This is a genomic window from Salinimicrobium oceani (genome assembly GCF_012037645.1).
In genome coordinates, this window is the sequence record NZ_JAAVJR010000656.1 from 1 (window position 1) to 444 (window position 444).

The window sequence follows — 444 nt, forward strand, 5'->3', positions numbered from 1 at the left end:
GTCAATGAATTACAGTATCTCTAAACTTCCTTTTCCTTCCCGCAGGACTTCAGGTTCTGAAGTGGTAAGATCTATTACTGTAGAGGGGATATTATCTCCATAGCCGCCATCGATCACGATATCCACCAGCTTATCCCATTTTTCGTGAATGAGTTCAGGATCTGTAGTGTATTCAAGGACCTCATCATCATCCTTTATGGAAGTGGAAATAATAGGATTCCCCAGTCCGGCGACTAAAGCCCTGCAAATGTTGTTATCCGGCACCCGAATGCCTACAGTTTTCTTTTTCTTAAAAACAGAAGGCAAATTATTATTTCCGGGGAGAATAAAAGTATAAGGCCCGGGTAAATTTCTTTTAAGGATCTTAAAGGTCTGGTTGTCTATTTGTCTCACATAGTCTGAGAGGTTGCTCAAGTTTTCACAGATAAAAGAGAAATTTGCCTT

Annotated in this window: 1 protein-coding gene; it reads right to left on the bottom strand. The window is 40.3% G+C overall.

Features of this window, described 5'->3' with window-relative positions:
* Positions 1-9: 9 nt before the first annotated feature.
* On the bottom strand, positions 10-444 hold a 435-nt coding region (locus HC175_RS18735), incomplete at its 5' end, for an L-threonylcarbamoyladenylate synthase (protein ID WP_168139710.1).